This is a genomic window from Heliomicrobium modesticaldum Ice1, assembly GCF_000019165.1.
Taxonomy (GTDB): Bacteria; Bacillota; Desulfitobacteriia; order Heliobacteriales; family Heliobacteriaceae; genus Heliomicrobium; species Heliomicrobium modesticaldum.
In genome coordinates, this window is the sequence record NC_010337.2 from 1,939,103 (window position 1) to 1,959,647 (window position 20,545).

21 protein-coding genes are annotated in these 20,545 nt (G+C 58.2%); 18 read left to right on the top strand and 3 right to left on the bottom strand.

The features are described from left to right. Position 1 precedes the first annotated feature (1 nt). The 16 genes from thrB (at position 2) to HM1_RS08795 (ending at position 15,377) form a co-directional block, all read left to right on the top strand. The gene (thrB, locus tag HM1_RS08720; RefSeq protein ID WP_012282997.1) at positions 2 to 928 is read left to right on the top strand and encodes a homoserine kinase; all 927 of its coding nucleotides are present in this window, start codon (positions 2 to 4) and stop codon (positions 926 to 928) included. Positions 929 to 1,092: 164 nt separating this feature from the next. Next, positions 1,093 to 2,346, top strand: a complete 1,254-nt coding sequence (locus tag HM1_RS08725; protein WP_012282998.1) for an aspartate kinase — start codon at positions 1,093 to 1,095, stop codon at positions 2,344 to 2,346. 169 nt (positions 2,347 to 2,515) lie between these two features. Further along, positions 2,516 to 3,199: a spore coat protein gene (locus tag HM1_RS08730; RefSeq protein WP_012282999.1), complete on the top strand. Its 684-nt coding sequence runs from the start codon at positions 2,516 to 2,518 to the stop codon at positions 3,197 to 3,199. Positions 3,200 to 3,391: 192 nt separating this feature from the next. Further along, complete coding sequence (locus HM1_RS08735; RefSeq protein ID WP_041313637.1) at positions 3,392 to 4,633, top strand: aspartate aminotransferase family protein; 1,242 nt, start codon at positions 3,392 to 3,394, stop codon at positions 4,631 to 4,633. Between the two features lie 78 nt (positions 4,634 to 4,711). Next, positions 4,712 to 5,146, top strand: coding sequence for an aromatase/cyclase (locus tag HM1_RS08740; RefSeq protein ID WP_041313639.1), 435 nt, complete (start codon positions 4,712 to 4,714; stop codon positions 5,144 to 5,146). Positions 5,147 to 5,313: 167 nt separating this feature from the next. After that, on the top strand, positions 5,314 to 6,135 hold the full coding sequence (locus HM1_RS08745; RefSeq protein WP_012283002.1) for an isoprenoid biosynthesis enzyme family protein: 822 nt from the start codon (positions 5,314 to 5,316) through the stop codon (positions 6,133 to 6,135). 164 nt (positions 6,136 to 6,299) lie between these two features. After that, positions 6,300 to 7,031: a demethylmenaquinone methyltransferase gene (locus tag HM1_RS08750; RefSeq protein WP_012283003.1), complete on the top strand. Its 732-nt coding sequence runs from the start codon at positions 6,300 to 6,302 to the stop codon at positions 7,029 to 7,031. Positions 7,032 to 7,206: 175 nt separating this feature from the next. Next, positions 7,207 to 8,655, top strand: a complete 1,449-nt coding sequence (locus HM1_RS08755; RefSeq protein WP_012283004.1) for a menaquinone biosynthesis decarboxylase — start codon at positions 7,207 to 7,209, stop codon at positions 8,653 to 8,655. A 76-nt stretch (positions 8,656 to 8,731) separates the two neighbouring features. Continuing rightward, positions 8,732 to 9,601 (top strand): UbiA-like polyprenyltransferase, encoded by an 870-nt coding sequence (locus HM1_RS08760; protein WP_012283005.1) that lies wholly within the window; start codon positions 8,732 to 8,734, stop codon positions 9,599 to 9,601. Positions 9,602 to 9,694: 93 nt separating this feature from the next. Continuing rightward, entirely contained in the window at positions 9,695 to 10,798 is a 1,104-nt protein-coding gene (gene mqnE, locus HM1_RS08765) for an aminofutalosine synthase MqnE (protein WP_012283006.1), read from the top strand. Positions 10,799 to 10,800: 2 nt separating this feature from the next. Beyond that, positions 10,801 to 11,655, top strand: coding sequence for a menaquinone biosynthesis protein (locus tag HM1_RS08770; protein ID WP_041315244.1), 855 nt, complete (start codon positions 10,801 to 10,803; stop codon positions 11,653 to 11,655). Beyond that, complete coding sequence (gene mqnC / locus HM1_RS08775) at positions 11,645 to 12,814, top strand: cyclic dehypoxanthinyl futalosine synthase (protein WP_012283008.1); 1,170 nt, start codon at positions 11,645 to 11,647, stop codon at positions 12,812 to 12,814. Before HM1_RS08770 ends, mqnC begins: the two co-directional genes overlap by 11 nt. 16 nt (positions 12,815 to 12,830) lie before the next feature. Further along, a complete protein-coding gene (tatC, locus tag HM1_RS08780; RefSeq protein WP_012283009.1) occupies positions 12,831 to 13,604 on the top strand; it encodes a twin-arginine translocase subunit TatC in 774 nt (257 codons plus the stop codon). 237 nt (positions 13,605 to 13,841) lie between these two features. Next, the gene (locus HM1_RS08785; RefSeq protein WP_012283011.1) at positions 13,842 to 14,234 is read left to right on the top strand and encodes a bacteriohemerythrin; all 393 of its coding nucleotides are present in this window, start codon (positions 13,842 to 13,844) and stop codon (positions 14,232 to 14,234) included. Between the two features lie 26 nt (positions 14,235 to 14,260). Beyond that, a complete protein-coding gene (locus HM1_RS08790; protein ID WP_012283012.1) occupies positions 14,261 to 14,911 on the top strand; it encodes a chemotaxis protein CheC in 651 nt (216 codons plus the stop codon). Further along, positions 14,898 to 15,377 carry a chemotaxis protein CheD gene (locus HM1_RS08795; RefSeq protein ID WP_012283013.1) on the top strand — a complete coding sequence of 160 codons (480 nt, stop codon included), beginning with the start codon at positions 14,898 to 14,900 and terminating at the stop codon, positions 15,375 to 15,377. Before HM1_RS08790 ends, HM1_RS08795 begins: the two co-directional genes overlap by 14 nt. A gap of 83 nt (positions 15,378 to 15,460) precedes the next feature. On the opposite strand, the gene HM1_RS08800 is transcribed toward HM1_RS08795, so the two are convergent. The 3 genes from HM1_RS08800 to HM1_RS16590 all read right to left on the bottom strand — a co-directional run bounded on the left by HM1_RS08800 (position 15,461) and on the right by HM1_RS16590 (position 18,866). Further along, entirely contained in the window at positions 15,461 to 16,141 is a 681-nt protein-coding gene (locus HM1_RS08800) for a 4Fe-4S binding protein (RefSeq protein WP_012283014.1), read from the bottom strand. Positions 16,142 to 16,409: 268 nt separating this feature from the next. Continuing rightward, positions 16,410 to 17,789, bottom strand: coding sequence for an NAD(P)/FAD-dependent oxidoreductase (locus tag HM1_RS08805; RefSeq protein WP_012283016.1), 1,380 nt, complete (start codon positions 17,787 to 17,789; stop codon positions 16,410 to 16,412). Between the two features lie 144 nt (positions 17,790 to 17,933). Next, complete coding sequence (locus HM1_RS16590) at positions 17,934 to 18,866, bottom strand: superoxide dismutase (protein WP_012283017.1); 933 nt, start codon at positions 18,864 to 18,866, stop codon at positions 17,934 to 17,936. Positions 18,867 to 19,235: 369 nt separating this feature from the next. Between HM1_RS16590 and HM1_RS08815 the strand changes: the two genes are divergently transcribed. Beyond that, positions 19,236 to 19,457: a Sec-independent protein translocase subunit TatA/TatB gene (locus HM1_RS08815; protein ID WP_187147765.1), complete on the top strand. Its 222-nt coding sequence runs from the start codon at positions 19,236 to 19,238 to the stop codon at positions 19,455 to 19,457. 60 nt (positions 19,458 to 19,517) lie between these two features. Next, positions 19,518 to 20,480 carry a polyprenyl synthetase family protein gene (locus HM1_RS08820; RefSeq protein WP_012283019.1) on the top strand — a complete coding sequence of 321 codons (963 nt, stop codon included), beginning with the start codon at positions 19,518 to 19,520 and terminating at the stop codon, positions 20,478 to 20,480. Positions 20,481 to 20,545: the final 65 nt, after the last annotated feature.

Genomic DNA, 20,545 nt, shown 5'->3' on the forward strand with positions numbered 1-20,545 from the left:
CATGCGAGAAACCGCCTCTCCTACGGTGCGGGTGATCGTCCCGGCGACGACGGCCAACCTGGGGCCTGGTTTTGACACCCTGGGCATGGCCCTGGACTTATACAACCATGTGGAACTGACGGAAACGGGCGAGGGCTTTGTCGTTGACGTAGAGGGGGAGGGTGCGGCCAGCATCCCCAGAAACGAGTCAAACATCGTCCTCCGGGTGGTCCGGCAGGTGTACGAGCTTGCCGGGCGAAAGCCCGCCGGATTGCGTCTTAGACTGCGCAACGAGATACCTGTCGCGCGGGGCCTCGGCTCTTCCGCGGCGGCCTTAGTCGGCGGCGCCGTGGCGGCCAACGAGCTCTGTGGCAACTGTCTCAGCGATCAGGAAATCCTGGAGATCGTGACCAGTTTTGAAGGGCATCCCGACAACGTGGCGCCGGCGCTCTTCGGCGGCGTCGTCGTTTCGGCCATGATCGCCGAAGGCGACCGGACCGAGGTGGTCAGCCGCAAGATCCCGCCGCCCTATGGGATGCGCGCCATCGTCGCCATTCCCGACTTTCCCCTGGCCACCAAGCGGGCTCGCAACGCCTTGCCGGCTGTCGTGCCCTTCAAGGACGCCGTCTTCAACGTGTCGCGCACCAGCATGGTCATCCTGGCCTTCATCCATAACGACTGGGATCTGCTGGCGAAGGTGATGGAAGACCGCCTCCACCAACCTTACCGGGAACCGCTGATCCCCGGCATGGGCGATGTCTTCTCCGCCGCTCGGGAAGCCGGCGCGCTGGCGGCCGTGCTCAGCGGCGCCGGTCCGACGCTGATCGCTTTCGCGCGGGAGAACACAGCAGAAGTGGCGCAGGCGATGGAAGAAACCTTCGCCCGCCACGGCGTATCCTGTGTCACGAAAGAATTAAAACCCTGCGCTGTCGGCGCAAAGGTGATATAATCGACCACAGGGATCGACAAAAAGCGAGAACCGTTCCAGGCAACGGCTGAATATAATGTACTACAACGTGTAGGCAAATCTTTTTTTCTTTTTTTCACCCATTGCAACCTTGATTGTTCGTCAATTTTCATGATCTTTTGGATTGAGTAAGGAAGTGAACCGAGTTGGCCATCGTTGTACAAAAGTTCGGCGGTTCCTCTGTCGCCAACCCTGAACGGATCCAGCGGGTTGCTCGCCGAGTCGTGGAGACGAAAGCGGCAGGCAACCAGGTCGTCGTGATCGTGTCGGCCATGGGGGACAGCACCGATGACCTGATCGATCTCGCCAGGCAGATCACGGACAAGCCGAAGGCCCGCGAAATGGACATGCTCTTGGCTACAGGAGAACAGGTCTCCATCGCCTTGCTGGCCATGGCCATCGACAAACTGGGTCATTCTGTCCTTTCCCTGACGGGCCCGCAGGTGGGCATCTTGACGGAACACGTCCATGGCAAGGCGAAGATCCTCGACGTCAACCCCGAACGGCTTCGTCTGGAGCTCGACGCCGGTAATATCGTCATCGTCGCCGGTTTCCAGGGCGCCACAGAGACAGGCGAGATCACCACGCTCGGTCGCGGCGGCTCCGATACGACGGCGGTGGCTGTAGCGGCAGCGCTGAAGGCCGATGTATGCGAGATTTTCACCGACGTGGACGGCGTCTATACGACTGACCCCCGCGTCGTGTCCAATGCGCGCAAGCTCAACCGGATCACCTATGACGAGATGCTCGAACTGGCCAGCCTGGGCGCCCAGGTGCTCCATCCCCGGTCGGTCGAGGTGGGCAAGGAATACAACGTGCCCATCCATGTGCGGTCTAGCTTCAATTACAACCCCGGAACCATCGTGCAGGAGGTCGTTGACGAAGTGGAAAAGGATATGATGGTCAGAGGCGTAGCCTATGACCTGAACGTGGCGAAAATCGGACTCTTTGACGTGCCCGACAAGCCGGGTGTGGCTCGCACGCTCTTTAAGGCCCTGGCTGAACGGCGGGTGAACGTGGACATGATCATCCAGAGCGCCATGCGCGATGATAAGAACGACATCGCTTTCACCGTCGGCAAGGACGATCTGGAGCTGGCCGTCGAGGTCGTCAAGGAGGTCAATGAGGCTATCGGCGCCGGCGGGCTCACCTATGACGCCGATCTGGCCAAAGTGTCTATCGTCGGCGCCGGCATGGTCAGCCGTCCCGGTGTGGCCGCCATGATGTTCGAGGCGCTCGCCGACGAGGGCATCAACATCGATATGATCGCCACCTCAGAGATCAAGGTCTCCTGTGTCGTCAGCGCCTCCGAGGCGAAGCGCGCCGTCCAGGCCATTCACAAGGCCTTTGAACTGGAAGGCGACGTGGCCGCCAATGACGAGGGATTCAAAGCAGGTTAAATACTCGACTCAGCACTTTCGAAACTGTCTCGAAGACAGGAGCCTTTCCCGGATGCAAACCGGGAAAGGCTTTTCTGCTGCTCTTCCATTAGATACCAATCATTCCTCTGCATGAGTTCCGGCGCTGCGGGAAAGCCTAAAGCCGGACATTCATCAAGGAGGGACTACTGTGCAACAACAGGGACAACAGGTATACGGCTCGCCGGTAAATCCTTACGGGACCCATATGGGCGTCGGCATCGGCGGCGCGACGGCAACCGACGTGGGCAGGATGAATATGACCGGTGGTGGGCAGCAGCAGTTTGGCGCCCATGAGACGTTGATGGTTCATGAGGTTCTGCAAACCACGATCAATGGGATCAACAAGTTTGAGCTCCTCCGGCCTCATGTGAAGGATTCCCAGCTGGCGCAGATCATGGACAACCAGATCCAGTTCATGCGCACCAGCTACCAGAACACGGTCAACTACCTGCACCACAAAGGGGCGCCTAACGCCGTGCCTTATCGGATGCCGCGCACATCCAGCCCGACCTACGGGTTGCGCAATCCGCAACCGCAAGAGCCAAACAGCTCGGTCAATCAGCTGGATGACCGGGATGTCGCCTCAGAGATGCTGGGGAGCGCCAAGTGGGGCGCCATTCTCCACACCCAGGCGGCACTCGAATGTGCCGATCCCACCTTGCGCTCCATGATGGTCAGCGGCGCCCAGTCCTGCATCAACAAGGCTTACGAGGTATTCCAGTTTATGAATCAGCGCGGCATGTATCAGGTGCCGACGATGCCGGACAAGACGACGAACAATTTCCTCAACGCCTTCCAATCGCCCCAAGGCATGCAGATGCCTATGCAGTAGTCCTTTCGCTGAATCTTCAACAAAACAGATTTCGTGAAAGCGTCCCGGAAAAGCCCTTCTGTGGCTTCCCCGGGGCGCTTTGTCTTTCATGAAGCGACCCCTGTGCAGCAAAAGGATGTGTATATGGGCGCATGGCTTATCTCGGTTGGAATATACATTTAGAAAAAGTTGGTTGGTTGGGGGGTGCCTTCGATGGCAACCGTCATGGAGGCTTATGAAAATCATATCAACCCGGCGGTGGCGCGCCTGTTCCGTTTGATGGGGATGGGTTCCACGGCTGTTCGCGCGGAAGGATGCTTCGTCTATGACGAACAGGGGCGGGAGTATATCGACTTTTTGGGTAATTTCGGAGTTCTCAGCTTGGGACACCGCCATCCCCGGATCATCGCTTCTATACTGGAACAGTTAAACGGTCTGGCCCAAACGTCGCGGTTCCTTCTGGATAAGGCGACGGCGAGCCTTGCCGAAGCCCTGGCCGGCATAACACCGGGCGATCTGCAGTATTGTTTCTTTTGCAATTCCGGCGCCGAGGCGGTCGAGGCGGCCATCAAAATCGCCCGCCTGGCCACGGGTAAAAGCGGTTTTATCGCAACGATCAACGGCTTTCACGGCAAGACCTTCGGCGCCTTGAGCGTCTCCGGGCGTGAGCCTTTCCGGGCGCCTTTTCTCCCCCTCTTACCCCGGGTGATCCATGTTCCTTTTGGCGATGCGGCGGCGTTAGAGGAGGTGATGGCAAGAGACCGGCATATCGCCGCTTTTATCGTAGAGCCTGTTCAAGGGGAAGGCGGTGTGATCGTGCCCCCGCGAGGGTACCTGAAGGAGGTTGAGGCCCTTTGTCGGCAAGCGGGGGTTCTCCTGATCGCCGACGAGGTGCAGACAGGCCTTGGACGCACGGGAAGCCTTTTTGCCTGTGATGAAGAGGGCCTTGTCCCCGACTTGCTCTGCCTGGCCAAGGCGCTCGGTGGCGGCGTCATGCCCATTGGCGCTGTGGTGGGACGGCCCGCCCTGTGGGCGCCGCTCTTTGACCATCCTTGGTTGCACACGAGCACCTTTGGCGGCAACCCCTTGGCTTGTGCCGCCGCTCTGGCCGCCATCGAGGTCACCATCGAAGAGGATCTCATGGGACAGGCGCGCCAGAAGGGTGACTGGCTTCTCAGCCGGTTGAAAGAACTGGCGAGCCGGCATGAGCAGGTGATCGCCGATGTCCGCGGTCGAGGGTTGTTGATCGGGATAGAGTTGACAAAGGAAGGTGTCGGCGGATTTGTGATCGGGCGAATGATGGAGGAGCGGATCATCGTCGGGTATACGCTGAATCATCCACGGGTGATCCGGTTGGAACCGCCCTTGAACGTGCCCTGGGAGGTGTTGATGCAGGTCTATGCCGTGCTGGAGCAGGTGATCCAAGAGGCGGAGGCGTTCGTTCATGACCTGTAGTCGAAGATACGATCGTTTCTCGAGGATGTGTGCCGGGAAGAACGAAGCAGGAAAAAGAAAAAGGAAGGAGCGGTCCTGATGCCTTGCGTGGAGGAAAGCCTGTGGATCAGAGGAACCGTGGGCGATGTCTATGCTTTGGCCAGTCGGATGGAGGATTATCCTCTGTTCATGCGAGATGTTCGCGCCGTCCGGATCGTCGAACGCGGTGACGGTTTTACCTTGACTGATTGGGAAACCGACGTCGACGGGCGGAGCTTCCGTTGGCGTGAACGAGACGAGTTCTATCCTGATGAGGGGAGGATCGTCTACCGGCAGGTGAGCGGCGATGTGAAGCGCTTTGAAGGGGAGTGGCGATTTCAAGCAACGGAAGGCGGCTGCCATGTGACGCTGACTGTCGACTTCGATCTGGGCATCCCCATGCTGGGACCCTTACTGCATCCCCTCTTGATGAAAAAGGTGAGAGAGAACTCCCGGTCGATGCTCCTCGCCATCAAGGAAAAAATCGAAGGGTAGATGACAAGAGCGGCGGGAACAGAAAAAAGATTCGACGAAAGCCTTACAAACCTTAGTGGATTGGCGGGCTTTGTTTTTTTTATTATCCAGACGTCTACTAGGGCAGGATTTTGACAGGTGTGCTAGAATTATAATATCGCTGCCGGCCGGAAAGGGGTGTTTTTCCTATGTCAATTCGAATGTGGGAGTCCATCCTGCCTGAGTTGTCGAAGGTGCGGGCCCGTCTTGATGACCGGATGCCCCTTATCTCTAAGCAGCACCTTCGCTTCATGGGGTTGGGTTCTTATGATGTGTACAAGCTGTTTCCGGCCATTCTGGTACTGCTCACGGCGCGCATGTTCGGTACCCCGAGCCTTAAGACCAACTGTCTGGCAAGCGCTGTCCAGTTTATTCAGACAGGGACTGATATTCACCGGACGATTCCCGATGAAGGCAGAGTCCTTCGGCACCTGGAAAAGGCGACGATTCCTTTTTCCGTGCTTGTCGGCGATCTTTATTACTGTCAGTTTCTCTCCCTTCTCTGCGAAGGGGAGCTGCTGGAGTATCTGACGCCCATCTCCCGGACAGTCTGCCGCGTTCATGAGGGCGGCGTCCTCCGGAAAGAGTTGGTTGAACCGGGATTCGCCACCGATGAGCATATCAGAGCGATGCGCGAGATGGAATTCGCCAGTCTGCCCCTATTGGCTTGCCGGGTCGCTGGTGAGATCTGCGGTGCTTCGCCGAGACAGGTGGTTGCATTGGAGCAGTTGGGACGAGCAGTTGGACTGTTGGCCGGTTGCCGGATTCTGGCAGCTACATCTGACGAGGTTGTTGAATGGCTGGATGAAGCGATGGAGGCGTTGCAGGCGCTCCCCCAAGGGGCGATGGCTGAAGCCTTCCGGGTACTCTTGTCCCAGTTGCATGGCGGTGTCCGGGCGGACGGCTTGAAGTTGCCCTCGGAAAAGCCGATCCTCGAAGGCATCATGAAACCCAGGGTGGTTGTTGTGTGAAGAAAGGAACGACTCGATGAAGCCGCCGATTGTCTGGCGGCTTTTCGACGTGCGCACCGAAGCTGCAGGCGATGATCTCGTTGAAGATGCGTCTCCGGTAATATAAAATAGCGGGGGGAGCGCAAGCTAAAGAACACAGCAAGAGGAAGGCGTGTGTTGACATAATGGCGGAGGAGTTCCGGTCTGCGGAAGAGAAGGAACGGTTTATTCAATCCACCTTTTCCGCCATCGCCGCTCGTTACGATCTGATGAACCAGGTGATGACCTTCAATTCCGATACCCGCTGGCGGCGAAAAGCGGCAGCCTTGTCTCAACTTCCCGTCGGCGGCGCTGGACTCGACGTCTGCTGCGGCACCGGGGAACTGACCCAGGCGCTGGCCGAGCGGGTCGGCGCGCGGGGATCGGTGGTCGGCCTCGATTTCAACGCAGACATGCTGGCCGTGGCCCGGGAAAAGCAGCGGGAAGGACGATTGGCCCGTCAGATCGACTTTATCCAGGGAAACGCCATGGCGCTGCCTTTTCCGGATAACCGCTTCGACACGGCCACGATTGGCTTCGGTCTGCGCAATGTGCCCGATTTCCGCCAGGTCCTGCGGGAGATGACGCGGGTCGTCAAGGCGGGCGGAACCGTCGTTTCGCTGGAAACGTCGAAGCCCCAATCATGGCCGATGAAACCGCTTCACCGTTTTTATGTGGACAGACTGGTTCCGGTCATCGACCGCTTGTCGGTGGGGAAGCAGGGTCCTTATGCCTGGCTGGCCCGGTCGGCACAGGCCTTTCTCTCTCAGGAGGAGTTGAGTGCCGTCTTCCGGGAGATCGGCCTGATAAAGGTCCGCTATTATAACCTCTTCGGCGGCGTCGCCGCCATTCACGTCGGTTTCAAACCGGATACCTGAACCCCTTGACCCCCATCTGCGCCGGAGAGTCGTCCTGCCGTTTCTGAGGGCGTTCTCTCCGTTTTTCCTTGTCTGTCGGAAAAACGGGGAATCTAACCTTATCGCCGATATGAACATAAGAGGCGCAGACCGATGGGAAGAACGGCAGGGAGCAAATGCGAGGAGGAATCATAGCTTGGCTTTTCGCGACATCCGTGAGTTTATCGATGAACTGGAGAAGCGGGGCTGGCTGAAGCGGATCACCGCTGAGGTCGATCCCTATCTGGAGATATCGGAGATCACCGACCGGGTGGGCAAACAGGGTGGTCCGGCCTTGCTCTTCGAGAATGTGAAGGGCTCGGACATGCCTGTTCTGACGAACACCCTCGGCTCTTATGAGCGGCTGCACCTGGCTCTGGGCGTCAACAACCTCGACGAGATCGGCGACGAGATCATGAGCTTTTTGCAGTTGCCGGACGTGTCGGCCGCTTCCTTCTTCGACAAGCTGAAGGCGTTGCCGAAGTTGGCCCAGATCGGCAATTTTTTGCCCAAGACGGTGCGCACCGGTCCGGTGAAAGAGGTCATCGACCACGACCCCGACCTGACGAAGATCCCTGTGCTGACGACCTGGCCTGATGACGGTGGGCCCTTCATCACGCTGCCCATGGTCTTCACGAAAGACCCGGTCACAGGCAAGCGCAACGTAGGGATGTACCGCATGCAGGTGTACGACCGCAATACGACGGGCATGCACTGGCACCTGCACAAGCAAGGCGCCCAGCACATGGCCGACGCGAAAGGCAAGTCGAAGCGGATGGAGGTGGCTGTGGCGCTCGGCGGCGATCCTGTCCTCTCCTATTCGGCCACGGCGCCGCTGCCGCCGGGGATCGATGAGATGCTGCTGGCCGGCTTTTTACGCAAAAGCCCAGTCGAGATGGTCAAGTGCGAGACCATCGATATCGAGGTGCCGGCCCATGCCGAGATCGTCTTGGAGGGGTACGTCGATCCGGAGGAATTGCGCTGGGAAGGCCCCTTCGGTGACCATACGGGCTACTACTCGCTGGCCGACTACTATCCCGTTTTTCATGTCACCTGTGTGACCCACCGTAAAAACCCGATTTACCCGGCGACAGTGGTAGGGCGGCCGCCCATGGAGGACAGCTACCTGGGCAAGGCGACGGAGCGCATCTTCCTGCCGCTGATGAAGCTGGTCTTGCCGGAAGTGGTCGATATGAACCTGCCCTGGGAGGGCGGCTTCCACAACCTGGTCGTCGTGTCGATCAAAAAGAAATACCCCGGCCATGCCCGCAAGGTCATGTGCTCTCTCTGGGGCATGGGGCAGATGATGTTCGCCAAGACGATCGTCGTCGTCGATGAGGATGTGAACGTCCAGGACATGAGCGAGGTCTGGTGGCGGCTCTTCAACAACATCGACCCGCGCCGGGATATCATGTTCGTCGACGGACCCGTTGACGCCCTCGATCATGCGGCGCCGCTGCCTCACTACGGCTCCAAGATGGGCATCGACGGCACCCGCAAGTGGAAGTCGGAAGGGCATACCCGCGAGTGGCCTGAGGTGATGGTCATGTCGCCGGAGGTGCGTGAGCGGGTAGCGCGGCGTTGGAAGGAATACGGACTCGATTAAGCAGGCAGTACTCATGTAGAAAGAGAATTATCGCGCTCACACCGACGAGCCGCTTCCTCTCAGGAGGGGAGACATCTTGTCAAATTCAACAAGCGCTCTGGGACGGGTCGGCACGTTCCTGGAAATGATCAAGTTTGAGCACACCATCTTCGCGCTGCCCTTCGCCTACATGGGCGCGCTATTGGCCCAGATCCGCGTCCCCGACTGGCCGGTCCTCTTCTGGATCACCATGGCCATGGTGGGAGCGCGGACAGCGGCCATGACCTTGAACCGGCTGATTGACCGCCATATCGACCGGAAAAACCCGCGCACCGCCAGCCGGGCCATGGCTCGAGGGATCATCGGCGTCGGCGAAGCCTGGATCTATGTGGCCCTCAGCCTCGCCCTCCTGTTGTTTTCGGCGGCCATGCTTAATGCGACGGCCTTGCTCTTGTCGCCGCTGGCCCTTTTTGTGCTCGTCCTCTACTCTTATACGAAACGGTTTACCTGGGCCTGTCACTTTGTGCTCGGCCTGGCTCTGGGGGCCGCGCCTATGGGCGCTTGGATCGGTGTCAACGCCTCCGTCGACCCAACCGTCGTCGTGCTGGCCTTCGCCGTGCTCTTCTGGTCGGCCGGTTTTGATGTCATCTATGCCTGCCAAGATGTCGACTTTGACCGCGCCCAGGGGCTTTATTCGATTCCGGCGCGCTTCGGGATCGCCCGGGGGCTGATGATTTCGCGGCTGCTCCATGTCCTGGCGCCGTTATTGTTGGTGACCGTGGGACTCATGCTTGGCTTAGGGACCTTCTACTACGTCGGTGTAGCCATATCGGCCGGCTTGCTGGTCTACGAGCATACCCTGGTGTCCCCCCATGATCTGAGCCGTCTCGACGCCGCCTTTTTCGCCATGAACGGCTACATCAGCATGACTATGTTTCTCTTCACCTTGTTGGACATCTTTTTCTGAACGGATGAGGGTTCCCCACTTGTGGTCGATGACCGAAAATGACGAACCGTTCCGAAAAGCTTTGCCGGCGAATACTAGAACGGGGTGATACAGTTGGAAGAGTACTTTTCCCGCAGTCCTCTGGCCGATCTGATTCCCAAGGTGCAGGCAGGGGAACGCCTGTCCAAGGAAGAGGGGTTGCGCCTCTTTGAATCGAATGACCTGCTGACCATCGGCTACCTGGCCGACCTGGTGCGCCGGCGCAAGAACGGCGACAATGTTTACTTCATCAACAACCGCCACATCAACCCGACCAACGTCTGTGTCAACCGCTGCAAGCTCTGCGCCTTCGGCGTCGACAAGGGCACTGAGCGGGCATACCTGATGGACCTGGAGACGATCGAGGAGAAGGTCCGCGAATCCCTGGCGGCCAAACCATCGGAGATCCACATCGTCGGCGGCCTCGACCCTGATGTGCCCTTCCAGTTCCAGGTGGATATGCTGCGACGGGTCAAGGCGATCATGCCTGATACGATCATCCAGGCTTTTACGGCTGTGGAAATCGATTTTTTCGCAGAGCAGACAGGCAAATCGGTGCGGGAGGTGCTGGAGATCCTTCGGGAGGCCGGCTTGGACTCCCTGCCGGGCGGCGGCGCCGAGGTCTTCAGCCCCCGCGTCCGTGAGGAGATCTGTCCGAAAAAGATCTCCGGCGAACGTTGGCTGGAGGTACACGGCGAGGCCCACAAGCTGGGCATGAAGACGAACGCCACCATGCTCTACGGCCACATCGAGACGCTGGAAGAACGGGTCGACCACCTGATCCGGCTGCGGGAGCAGCAGGACAAGACGGGCGGTTTTCTGGCTTTCATCCCTCTGGCCTTTCACCCGAAAAATACGGAACTGGAAAATAGGGGTCTCTCCCGCACCACCGGCTATGATGACCTGAAGGTCCTCGCCGTGGCGCGGTTGATGCTCGACAACTTCGACCATATCAAGGCCTTCTGGATCATGATCGGGCCAAAGCTGGCCCAAGTGTCCCTCGCCTTCGGTGTCGACGACATCGACGGCACCGTGGTGGAGGAGAAGATCACCCACGCCGCCGGTGCCGAAGCGGGCATGGTCATGACCCGCCGCGAACTGGTCGCCCTGATCCGCGCCGCCGGGCGCGTCCCCCTGGAGCGAGACACCCTCTACAATGTCGTGCGCAGGGAGTTTTGATGATGATTCGTCTGGGACGGGTTGACTATTTGAATGTGCTGCCCATCTACTACGCCTTTGAGTCGGGCGCCGTCCCCCTGACGGCTGACTTCGTCCGCGGCGTTCCGGCCTTCTTGAATGAAAAATTTTTGACAGGGGAGCTGGATATCACGCCCATCTCCTCGATCGCTTACGCCGGACAACCCCAGGCCGGCTGGGTGCTGCCCGATGTGTCGATCAGCGCCGACGGGCGGGTGGCTTCCATCTTGCTCTTTATACGCCGTCCGGTGCGGGAATTGAGTGGGGAGACGCTGGCTGTGACTACATCATCAGCCACCTCGGTGGCACTTCTGAAAGTCCTCTTAAAGCGCCATTACGGCATCCGTTGCGCCCTCTCTCCCCAGCCGCCCGATCTCACCTCGATGCTGGCCGATCATCCGGCAGCCCTGCTCATCGGCGATGACGCGCTGCGGGCGGCGGAAGCGTTGCGGCAGGGCGGTCTCGGCAGGCTCGGGCTCCATGACGTGATCGACCTCGGCCTCGTCTGGAAGGAGATGACGGGCCTGCCTATGGTCTATGCCCTCTGGGCCATCCGCCACGACTACGTGAAGCGTCAAGTTGGCGAGATCGACCGGGTGGCAGAGGCTTTCCGCCAGGCTCGCAACTGGTCTGACAAAAACCTGCAGGAGGTGCTCGTTGAGGCGCGGCGGCGTTACGAGTTCCCGATCGAGCTGCTGCAGGATTACTTCCAGACGATCCGCTATGATCTGGACAACCTCTACCAGCATGCGGCGGAAACTTTTTTCGCCGAAGCGGCGAAGGTCGGCGTCCTGCCCGGGCCGGTGAGGTTGAGGGTGTGGGGTCAAGATGAAGGATAAAGAAAAAGGAGATGCCTTGCCGCAGGAAAACTCCGGCACGCAAGGGGTTTCCTTGACGTGGGAAAATCCCTGGCAAAGCGGCCTTGCAAAAGGTTCGGACTGGCGGCGTATCCTGCACAAGGCCAGCCGCGGCGAACGGCTCAGCCTGGAGGAGGGTGTCGTCCTCTTGACAGAGGCTGACCTGATTCCCTTGGGCGTTGTCGCTCGAGAGGTCAGCGAGCGCTTCCACCCCGACGGTCGAGTGACCTTCGTCATTGATCGCAACATCAACTACACCAACATCTGTGTCACCGGCTGCCGATTCTGCGCTTTTTACCGCCCGCCGGGCCACCCGGAGGGCTATGTCCTTTCCCGAGAGGCGATCTTCCAGAAGATCGAGGAGACCGTCGCTGTCGGCGGCACCCAGATCCTGATGCAAGGCGGCATCCATCCCGACCTGGGGCTGGCCTGGTTTGAGGAACTCTTACGGGCGGTCAAAGCCCGTTTTCCCATCCATATCCACTCTTTTTCTCCGCCGGAGATCGTCTTCCTGGCTGAAAAAGAAGGCCTGTCTTTGGAGGCGGTCATCGGCAGGCTCCATGCTGCCGGCCTCGACTCGATACCTGGCGGCGGGGCCGAAATCCTCGATGACCGGGTGCGGCAGGTGATCAGCCCGCGCAAGATCGGCTGGCGGCGCTGGATGGACGTGATGCAGACAGCCCATCGCCTCGGCTTGCGCACCACAGCCACCATGATGTACGGTTCCGTGGAAAGCCCTGAAGAGCGAGTCCGGCACATGATCCGGGTGCGGGAGGCGCAGGACGAGACAGGCGGCTTCACCGCCTTCATTCCCTGGAGTTATCAGCCAGATCATACCGATCTGGGAGGAACGGGCACGACGGGGGTCGAATACCTGAAAACACTTGCCCTTTCTCGCCTGATGCTCGATAATGTTCCCAACATCCAGGCCTCCTGGGTCACTCAGGGCGCCAAGATGGGCCAGGTGGCCCTGGCCTTCGGCGCCAACGACTTCGGCGGCACCATGCTGGAGGAAAACGTCGTCCGGGCCGCCGGCGTAACGCATCGCGTCCCGATGGACGAGATTGTGCGGGCCATCGGTGACGCAGGCAAGCGTCCGGCCCAGCGCGATACCCTGTACCGGATTCTCCGGGAGTTCTGAGGAGGCGACCGGCCCCATGACGGAATCTAATCACGACGAAAAAACAATGCCTTTGACGGAACACCTGGAAGAGTTACGGGTGGTGCTGATCTGGGTGCTGGTGGCCGCCGTGGCGGGCACGGTTGTGGCCTACAACTGGAACCAAGAATTGATCGCCCTGCTGACGAAACCGATGGGGGACCTGGGGATCAAGCCGGTCATCGTCCGACCGGCGGAAGGTTTTTTCGCCTCAATTAAAGTGTCTTTTTTTGCGGGGTTGATCGTCGCCTCGCCTGTCATCTTATGGAAGATCTGGTCTTTCGTCATGCCGGCACTCTATCCCCATGAGCGCAAGTGGGTCTACATCATCCTGCCTATCTCGGTGCTGCTGTTGGTATTAGGCGTCCTTTTCGCCTTTTACACGGTCTACCCCATCGGGGTGACCTTTTTGATCACCTTTGGCGATTTTACACCCATGATCTCCATCAGTGAGTACCTCTCCTTCGCGCTCTGGTTCATCCTCCCCTTTGGCCTTGTCTTTCAGATGCCTCTGGTGCTGATGTTCCTCGTCCGCCTCGGTGTTGTCGATCACCATTTCTTGGCGAGATACCGTCGGTATGCGCTTTTGCTCATGTTCGTTATCGCCGCTATCTTCACGCCGACGCCGGATGTGATCTCCCAGACCCTTATGGCGGCGCCCATGTATCTGCTCTATGAGATCAGCATCTGGATCGCCCGCTGGATCGGCCCGAAGAAGAGAGCAGAGGCCGAAGCCGGAGGGGAAGACGCCCCCATAAGAGATGTGCCGTGACAAGAACAGGGGAAAGGGTTGGGAAAGATGCATAAAAAACAGCGAGCCTTTGCGGCCTCGCTTTTTTTTATGGTCATGAAAGCCTTTCGCAGGTTAGTCTTACCTGAACTGAAACAGGTGGTACAGAACCGAATCCAAAGTATGCTATAATCACAGTACGACGAATCATGACTGCTGCATGCCCGGCGTTTACACTTCAGATCCGCTTGAACAACGGAACAGGAAAGGAGTCGACCGATGAGAGTGGAGTGGACGGACGAGTTGTCCATCGGGATAGGCATCATAGACGATCAGCATATGAAACTGGTAGAACGGGTTAACGCCTTTGTCGACGCGGTGGAATGCCGGGACGACCGTAAAATCGAGGAAACGGTCAATTATCTGATCGGCTATACGATTCAACACTTCGGTGCGGAAGAGTTGATCATGCTCCGCAACGGCTATGACGATTTCAAAAAGCATCGGGAAGAACATAACTGGTTTATTAAAATGGTCTATGACGTTAATAAGGAGTTGCTCGACAAAGGGTTGAGCCAGGAACGCCTGGACCAGGTCCGTGAACTGCTGGTCAGTTGGATCGTCAACCATATCAAAGTCTCCGACAAGCGGATCGGCGAGGTCATCCGGTGACCGCCGAGATAGTTGAGGTGAAATCTATGCAGGACTTTATCCGGGATATGAGCGACTTTCATCTCGATGTGCTGCGGGAAGTGAGCAACATCGGTGCCGGAAATGCGGCGACGGCACTGTCGCGCCTGCTGGGCAAGCCGGTCGATATGCGCGTCAACCGGGTGCTTTCTCTGCCCTTTAACGACATCACCGAGTATGTGGGCGGCGCCGAAAACCTGGTAGCTACCGTCTTCTCCCGCATCGAAGGCGATATCGCCGGCAACATGCTTTTTGTGATGGGCGCCGCCGAAGGCAGGGCGCTGGTGCGCGATGTGACCGGTGAATCAGGCGAGAGTGAGGAGCTTTCCGACATGGCCCAGTCTGTGCTTCAGGAGGTGGGGAACATCCTCTCGGGCTCTTACTTGACGGCCCTCTCCGATTTCACCGGTTTTGATTTGCGGACGAGCGTGCCCTCCCTCTGCGTCGACATGGCAGGGGCGATCCTGAGCTTCGGGTTGATGGAAACGGGAAAGAGCAGCGACTTCGCTATCCTGATCGATGGGGAGATCTCTCCCGGCGTGGAGATAGGGAACGAAAAGGTCCAGGGCGCAACGGGCCATATCTTCCTGCTGCCCGATCCAGAGGCGTTCAGCAGAATCTTTTTTGCTTTGGGAGTACACCGCTATGGCAGTCATTAAAGTCGGTATCGCCGATTCCAACATCGCCAAAGCGCCCGATTCGATCTGCACGCTGGGCCTCGGTTCCTGCGTAGGGGTCACCCTCTTTGACGACGTGCGAAAAATCGCCGGCATGGTCCATGTGATGCTGCCGTCGACGGAACTGGCTCGGACCAGCACCTACAAAAAGGCCAAGTTCGCCGACTCAGGCGTGCCGGAATTGGTCGATATGCTGGTGCAAGCCGGGGCTTCGCGCACCCGATTGAAGGCGAAGATGGCCGGCGGCGCCCGTATGTTCAGCTTTGAAGACAGTGCCAAAAGCATCGGCCTGCGCAACATCGAGGCCTGCAAGGAGGCTTTGCGCAAGCTCGGCATCCCGCTCGTGGCTGAGGATACAGGAGGGAGTCATGGCCGGACGATCGAGGCCTTTCCCGATACGGGCGTCCTTGAGGTGAGGACGGTATCGAAACCGATCATTCGAATCTGATGAAGAAGGTCAAGAAGCGAAAAAAACGCCCTGCCGCGGGAGCATTGCGGCAGGGCGCTATTTTTTGCTTTTGCGTTGGCCTGTTAAACCGATTCCTGGGCGGGACGGTTTGTGCTCGTATCGACACCGCTTCGCTTGATCACGCCGCGCGGACAGGCGCTGGCGCATTCGCCGCAACGGATGCAGGCGGCATCGGCGATGGGGGCCACCTGGGACTCTTTGTAGCTGACGATGGGGATTTGCATGGGACATTTGCGTTCACAGATCCGGCATTCCTTGCAGTCTGCGGCGATGGTCATGGCACCGGCGCGACCGCGCAGGGCAGCCACCCAACTGGACATGACGCCCATGGGGCAGATGACGCACCAGGAGCGGGTCTTGTAGAGGATGCCCAGAACGAGCCCGATGGTCCCCGAGATAATGCCCATGGTGATGAAGACAGAACCGATCTTGTAGAGGTCGCCGCCGGTCAGGCTGAGCCGCCAGATAAAGGCAGACATGAAAACGGCGAAGAAGATGTTGCGGGCATGTTTCGATTTCAGCCAGGCGGGTACAGGCTTTTTCCGGTTGAAACCGAGGAATTTGTCGTAAAGGAGGCCGCGGGGACAGAGGGACCCGCACCATTTGCGTCCGTCCGAGGCGGCGAGGACCATGGCTGTGCCCATGCAGAGGGCCATTGCGTAGCCGAAGATAGGATAGTAGAGACCCAGGGAGAGATAGGCCAGCGGGATGAGGAAGGCGATGCTCTTATACTTCTGTTGCACAGTTATACCTCCTTCTTTTGATGTCGTCGATATTATAGCACCATCATGCTTGTACTGTATAGGGGTATGGGGTATGTTTTTTTAGGAAATTCGTTTTTCAAGGAGACGTCGTACCTCAACAGGGGAGAGGAGCCTTAAAAAAGATAAGGCCGGAATGCGCTTTTATCGCATCCGGCTTCATGTTGTGACAGGTTCCGATGAGGCTTTCAGGCTTCGGGACTCCGATTATTTCCGATTCTCTTTATTTTTGGATTCTGTCCGATTCTGATTACCGTTGGAGACGCGCTGCGATCACCCGGGCCACATGGACACCGCTGGCGCTGGCCTGGGAAAGGCCACGGGTCACGCCGGCGCCGTCGCCGATAGCGAACATGTTGGCGATCTGCGTCTCCAACTGATGGGTCAACTTCAGGCGAGAGCTGTAGAACTTCACCTCTACGCCGTAGAGCAGGGTGTCATTGTTGGCCATGCCCGGGGCGATCTTGTCGAGGGCGTAGATCATCTCAACGATGTTGTCCAGGTGGCGTTTCGGGAGGACGAGGCTGAGATCGCCGGGGACGGCTTTCAGGGTCGGCTTGGTGAAGCTCTGGGCGAGGCGGTGCTCATTGGTGCGGCGGCCTTTGACGAGGTCGCCGAAACGCTGGACGAGGACGCCGCCGCCGAGCAGGTTGGAGAAGGAGGCGATCCGCTTGCCGTACTGGTGGGGTTCGTTGAAGGGCTCGGTGAAGCGGTTGCTCACCAGCAGGGCAAAGTTGGTGTTGCGGCTGTGCAACTTCTCATCACGGTAGCTGTGACCGTTGACGGTGATGATACCGTCGGTGTTCTCGGCCACCACGTAGCCGTAAGGGTTCATGCAGAAGGTGCGGACCAAGTCGCCGTACTGTTTGGTCCGGTAGACGAGCTTGGCTTCATAGACCTCATCGGTGATGTGCTGGAACACCTCTGCGGGGATCTCAACGCGGACGCCCACATCGACCTGGTTGTTGAAAAGAGACAGGCTCAGGTGCTTGCACTGGCTGGCGAACCACTCCGAACCGGCTCGACCGGGGGCGGCGATCAGGTAGTCGCATTCGATCTTTTCCGGTTTTCCAATGTCCAGCAGGAAGCTCTTTTCGTTCGGGATGATGGCGGACACGGGTGTCCGGAAAAGGAGGGTCACTTTCTTGTGGAGATATTCAAAGAGGTTCTTCAGGATCTGCAGGTTGTTCTCGGTGCCCAAGTGGCGCACCTTGGCGTGGAGCAGGTGCAGGTCATGGGCCAGGGCCTTTTTACCGATAGTGCTCTTTTCAGTGCTGAACAGGTCGGAAGGTGCGCCGTAGTGCAGGTTGATCCTATCTACGTATTCGATGAGGTCCATCACGTCTTGCGCCGGCAGGTACTCCTGGAGCCATCCGCCGAATTCGGTGGTGAAGTTATACTTGCCGTCAGAGAAGGCGCCGGCACCGCCGAAACCGCGCATGATATCACAGGGGTTGCACTTGACGCAACGGGACGATTTTTTTTCAGCGATGGGGCATTTCCTGGAGTAGATATCGCTGCCCGCTTCCAGGATGATCACTCGGGCGGACGGACATGTGACGACAAGTTCGTAGGCTGCGAAAATCGCGGAAGGTCCGCTTCCGATAATTGCCACATCATACTTGTTCATCTGGACAAATCCCCTCGCGTTATTACTCGGCTATTGGCAGACCACCGGATATTATACGAGAGATGATAGGAAAAGTAAATGACAAATTGCACAAGTTGACGGAATGTTGCTCTTAAAGGAAGTTCCGGCGCAGGTCCGCCTGCCTCATTCAGCGAACCGGCCTTTGATGGGGAAGGATACAGTATTTTTTGAAAAAGGGGCGTGCCATTTTTGCGAAAAGACTTGAAAATATTGCAGCGCCATCCTATAATAAAAGAAAATTAACACATTCACAAAGTGGCGGACAAGAAAAGACGGAGCATGAGAATGAGACAAGGAGGCGCTTGAGATGACGCAAGCGGTAGTCAAGATCTTTCCCGCCCCGGAGATCGACCCGTTGCTGATGTGTGTGCACCAACCCCATGAATGTGTCCACTGCGGCGGCTGCGGCTTCTCGATGCTGGAAACGGAAGTCCCGGCTGAATTGCAATGACAAAGGGCCTCCGCGCTAGGGCCCGGAGATCGCCCTGAGCAGCCCATGACCAACGAAATGACCAGAAGCCCGCGATCCTGCGGGCTTTCCTGTTTCAGGCGTTGGTCTTTCGTCGGCCCTTTAACGGTAACTACCCGGGATGAGCGGCAATTGACCCTGCATGGCCAGCAGCAGGCGCGTCTCCACCTCGATCCAATTGACCAACTGCCACCAGGCATTGATGTAGTCGCGGCGGCGGCGCTGAACTGCTCTTGAAAACTGCGGAGGTTACCGAAATAGGCGGTCACTTGGCCGCGCGTATGGGGCCCTGGTTGCCTGCCCCGTCCGGGCAGGGCCATGATCGCCCAGTAGAGGCTGTGCAGGATGTGACCGGAACCGTGGAAAGCCAACTCGCGCTCCCAGTGCTTGATCAGGGAAAAATCGTTCTGCTGGCGCGCTTCGACCAGTTTGCGTTCCGCTTTGTTTAATCCTTCCACATAGGACAAGTGGTGGCGGTCGTGGTGGAGCTTCAGCGTTTCCGCACCGATCACCGGTTCTAAAGCGTTGTAAGGATAGGGGAGGGGCGGCAGTTGATGGCCGCCGGGAGGAATCATGAGATAAGACATAGAACGTCTCCTTCCGTCCGCATAGGGTCGTTTCACCTTTTTTGACGTTTTCATTTTTGCTTCCCAAGGTTTCGCTTCATAGTTACTGGCTGGAATCGGAACCTATACCAAGCGCCAGCTTTTCCCAAATAGCCAGCGAATCTGTGCCGCGCCGGCAGGAATGCTACCTCGACAGAAAAAGCTTCGCGAAGGCCCTTTCTTTACAGCGCTCGTCCATTGTGCGATAATACCCTCAAAGAAGCGTGCAGGAGGCCCGACCATCGATCGCCGGCCTGTTCCCGGCGGACTGCGTCATAATCGCGTTGCAAACGAGCCAATTTAATGAAAGAACTGGCCTGTCCCCGCGGGCGTTGGCCAGGGAGGTGCTTGGTGTTGGGTTCCTTAGGCATACCGGAACTGTTATTGATTCTCGTCGTGGCCATGCTGATTTTTGGGGCGGGCAAGCTCCCTGAGATTGGCCGATCCCTGGGTCGCGGGATCAATGAGTTCAAAAGCGCTGTCAGCAATGACGGGGAAGAGACAAAAGAATTGAAGGCAAAGCCCCCGGTGAAGGGCGATACCCAAGGGGATGCTCCTTCAAAGGACAACTGATCTGTAAGGGCACGTCTCAACCGGCGTGTCTTTATTCATGTTATTGGAGCAGGTGACAGCATGCAGTTTCAATTATTTCATGAGATCCAAGCCGACCTGGCCAAGGTTGAGGCGGAATTGCAAAAGTACGTCGACACGTCCCTGCCGACACTGACCGCCGCATCGAGCCACCTGCTTCATGCGGGCGGGAAACGGTTGCGGCCTGCCTTCGTGTTGTTGGCCGGGAAATTTCACAACTACGCCTTGGAGCGATTGCTGCCGCTGGCGGTGGCCCTCGAATTGATCCACATGGCCACCCTCGTTCATGACGATGTGGTCGACGAGTCGAAGACGCGCCGGGGCATCCCGACCGTCCGGGCGCGCTGGGGTAACCGCATCTCCTTGCACACGGGAGACCACCTCTTTGCCCGATCGCTCCTGCTGATCTCTGAGTTGAACGATCCTGCCATGACGGCGGTGCTGGCGAAGATCAGCGTGGAGATGTGCGAGGGTGAGATCCAGCAGATGGAGGCCACCTATGATGTCCATCAGACCTTCCGGGACTACCTCTACCGGATCAAGCGGAAGACGGCGCTCCTGATCGCCGCATCGTGCCAACTGGGCGCTATGGCCGTCAAGGCAGATCCCTCGGCGGTGCGGGCCTTAAAAATGTATGGCCATCACCTGGGCATGGCCTTCCAGATCACCGACGACATCCTGGACATGACGGCCGATGAAAAAGAACTGGGCAAGCCGATCGGTTCCGATCTTCGCCAGGGCATCATGACGCTGCCGATCCTGGAGGCGCTCCGAGAGAGCCCTGATCTGGCGTTGCGAACCCTGGTCGCCAAGAAGGAAAAAAGTCAGGATGAGGTTTACCGGGCTATCGAGCTCATCAAAGAGACCGGTGCCGTCGAACGCAGCCAGATCATCGCCCGCCGCTACCTGGACAAGGCGAAAGAGGAATTGACACGCCTTCCGGCCATCCCGACGCGGCACACCCTGGCGGTCATCGCCGAGTACATCGAAAAGCGAACCTATTAAAACGTGACGGATATCCTTTTTCCCTCTAGGGGGATGTGCTAGAATAGGTTACGTTGAGAATTGAA